Here is a 2,850-nt window from a genome sequence, read left to right as displayed (position 1 = left end):
CTGGTTGCATGGCTTTTCGGAGCCTTTGCAGCGTTGGCTCTTGCGCTCGCGTCGGTGGGGCTGTACAGCGTTGTGGCCTACACGGTGGTGCAGCGGACCAACGAGTTTGGTATCCGCATCGCGCTCGGTGCAAAGAAAGCCCACGTGCTGGGAATCGTCTTCCGGTCAACGGTGGTAAGCGTCGGTACTGGAATCGTTGCGGGTGTAGTGCTCACGATTGCGCTGAATAAAGTGATGGCGAACTGGGCAGCGGAGAGTTCGCGCGATCCCCTGCTGCTCCTTGGTGCAACATTTGTTCTTTCACTTGTTGCCACTCTCGCCTGCATAATTCCAGCGTGGCGCGCAGCGGGTATTAATCCGATGACGGCGATTCGGTATGAGTAGATGAAGCGCCGCGGTTGCCAGCCGCCGAGGTTATCGCAAACCGGTGTGCAAATAGGCTAACAGCGCGCTCATCTGTGCATCGTCGAAACGGCCGTTGAACGCAGGCATCATTCCTTTTCCTGCGAGGACCACACGCCGCACGTCGGCGTCGGTTGCGGGGGCGCCGCTAGGGAGAGTGGCCCTCTCAAAGACAGTGTGGAGATTTGGAGGAACTTTCTTCAGGGCGAGGTCGTTGTCTTCATGGCAATGTGCGCAACGACCATCGTACAGATGCTTTCCTTCAGCCTCTTGAGGCGTGAGCGGCTGGGTTTTGCGGCATCCTGTGAGCGTGGGAGCGAGAATGGCTGAAATGATGAGGGCCGAAAGCGCGCGGTGAAAGATCATCCCATCTCATTTTAGAGCGGCCGGTTCGGTATGCTGGAGCCATGGCGCTTCCCTCCCTGGCTGATATCCGCGAGTCCCAGGATGTTCTCTATCGCTACATGCCCCCGACTCCGCAATACAGTTGGCCGCTGATCAACCAGCGGCTTGGTGCGGAAGTCTGGATCAAGCACGAGAATCACACGCCGGTAGGAGCGTTCAAGATTCGCGGCGCGTTGATCTATACCGACTGGCTGCGGAAGGCCCACTCCGCACTGGAAGGCGTGATCGCTGCGACGCGCGGCAATCACGGACAGGGCGTTGCGATGGCGGCGCGTTTGCATGGCCTGAAGTGCGTAATCGTCGTGCCGCACGGGAACAGTGTGGAGAAGAATCGAGCCATGGTCGCGCAAGGTGCCGAACTGGTGGAATGTGGCCAGGATTTTCAGGAGTCGCTAGAATATGCGCGCAGGCTTGCGTTGGAACGAAGCTTGGCCATGGTTGATTCTTTCCACGAACGGCTGGTGATGGGCACGGCAACGTATGCGCTGGAGTTCCTGCAGTCAGCGCCTCCCCTCGATCGGGTGTATGTGCCTATCGGGCTCGGATCCTCTGTTTGCGGCGTATCGGCTGCCCGCAATGCATTAGGGTTGGCAACCGAGATCGTAGGCGTGGTGGCATCCGGCTCGCCGTCGTATTCGTTGAGCTTTTTGCAACGTGAGGTCGTTGAAGCTCCCGCACGCACGGAGATCGCAGATGGACTTGCCTGCCGCACTCCCAATGGAAATGCCCTGGAAATCATTTGGGAGAATGTGGCGCGCATCGTGGAAGTCTCGGATGTCGAAATTGCGGCTGCCATGCTGGCAATCTACGAGGACACCCACAATGTAGCGGAAGGCGCGGCAGCGGCAGCACTGGCAGGCGCTATCAAGGAATCAGATGCGGATCTCGGCAAGCGGATCGGCGTCGTCTTGACGGGAGGCAACGTGGATGCAGATGTTTTTGCGCGGGTTCTTTCAGGGGGAATCGCGTAATGATGAAGCCGCACTTCGATCACCTCACGCCCTTGGCGCACGCTGCGCAAAACCGTTGTTTTGGTTGCGGAGAAGCCAATCCGCAGGGACTCCGGCTGGAGTTCCTGCTCGCGGAAGACGGGACCGTGGTCTGCCCCGCCGTTATCCCCGATACATTTGAAGGACACCCCGGATTTCTTCACGGTGGAATCATTGCGACCCTGCTGGATGAAACGATGAGTAAAGCGGTCCGCGCGCGCGGTCTCACAGCAATGACGCGCCACATGGAGGTCGACTACAAACGGCCTGTGCCATCCTGCGTAGAGATTCGCATGGAAGGGCGCATCGTCAGGGATGAGGGGCGCAAACACTGGGTCGAGGCTACGATCTTCGACGACGCCGGACATGCGCTCGCCCAGGGCAAGGGGCTATTTATTGAAGTGCGACCGACTAAGACTGCCTGAATGGGAGTGGCGTTCTACTTCAACGCAGAAAGCCAATCGATCACAGTGCTCTCAAGAAAAATCCGATGATCGGACCAGCTGTGATCGGTTGCAACGTGGATCGATTTGATGTTGTGGCCGCCCTCGGCCTGAATTGCTTCAATGAGCGCGTTGGTCTGCGGAGCCAGGCCGTCGTTGGCTGAGAGAACCAGCAAGGGCACATCTTTGAGCCCGGAAATGGCGTTGGAGAATGCGAATGCCTGTGCGTTTTTCGCGTCTTCGCTTGCCATGGACTCCGCGGTAACGCCCGCAAGCCCCTCCATGTTGTCGGCCATCTCTGCGACCAGCTTGCTGTGCTCCATGCCGCCCAGCTGGCCCATATCAGCGGCGCTGATGAGAATTGCACCGGAAAGCGCGTGATCATGTGCCGCGGTCATCACAGTAACCCATCCGCCCATGCTATGGCCGGCAAGCACGATGCGTTTCGTATCGATCTGAAGCTGGGCGGCGTTCTTGGGGACGCGAAGATAGGCAAGAACGGCGTCTGCGTCTTCGAGGTTCTGCGCGAAACTGTAAGATCCCGGACTTCCCCACGAACCGCGATAGTTAAAGGTTACTGCGTTCCAGCCCGCACGACGCACTGCCTGGGC

At 58.7% G+C, this 2,850-nt stretch carries 5 protein-coding genes; 3 read left to right on the top strand and 2 right to left on the bottom strand.

The features are described from left to right. Positions 1-384, top strand: a 384-nt coding sequence (locus WA354_RS08890; protein ID WP_472812651.1) for an FtsX-like permease family protein, incomplete at its 5' end; no start/stop codon positions are given. Positions 385-414: 30 nt separating this feature from the next. Here the strand turns inward: WA354_RS08890 and WA354_RS08885 are convergent. Continuing rightward, complete coding sequence (locus WA354_RS08885) at positions 415-768, bottom strand: c-type cytochrome (RefSeq protein ID WP_472812650.1); 354 nt, start codon at positions 766-768, stop codon at positions 415-417. 41 nt (positions 769-809) lie between these two features. Between WA354_RS08885 and WA354_RS08880 the strand changes: the two genes are divergently transcribed. Together WA354_RS08880 and WA354_RS08875 are read left to right on the top strand one after the other, a co-directional pair. After that, positions 810-1,778, top strand: a complete 969-nt coding sequence (locus tag WA354_RS08880) for a threonine dehydratase (RefSeq protein ID WP_472812649.1) — start codon at positions 810-812, stop codon at positions 1,776-1,778. Continuing rightward, complete coding sequence (locus WA354_RS08875; protein WP_472812648.1) at positions 1,778-2,221, top strand: PaaI family thioesterase; 444 nt, start codon at positions 1,778-1,780, stop codon at positions 2,219-2,221. The genes WA354_RS08880 and WA354_RS08875 overlap by 1 nt, the downstream gene beginning before the upstream one ends. Before the next feature lie 14 nt (positions 2,222-2,235). Here the strand turns inward: WA354_RS08875 and WA354_RS08870 are convergent. Then, positions 2,236-2,850, bottom strand: a 615-nt coding sequence (locus WA354_RS08870) for an alpha/beta hydrolase family protein (protein ID WP_472812647.1), incomplete at its 5' end; no start/stop codon positions are given.

The sequence above is a fragment of the Occallatibacter sp. genome (assembly GCF_049802275.1).
GTDB lineage: Bacteria > Acidobacteriota > Terriglobia > Terriglobales > Acidobacteriaceae > Telmatobacter.
Note: the sequence above shows the minus strand (reverse complement) of the source record. Positions and strands in the feature narration are given on the sequence as shown.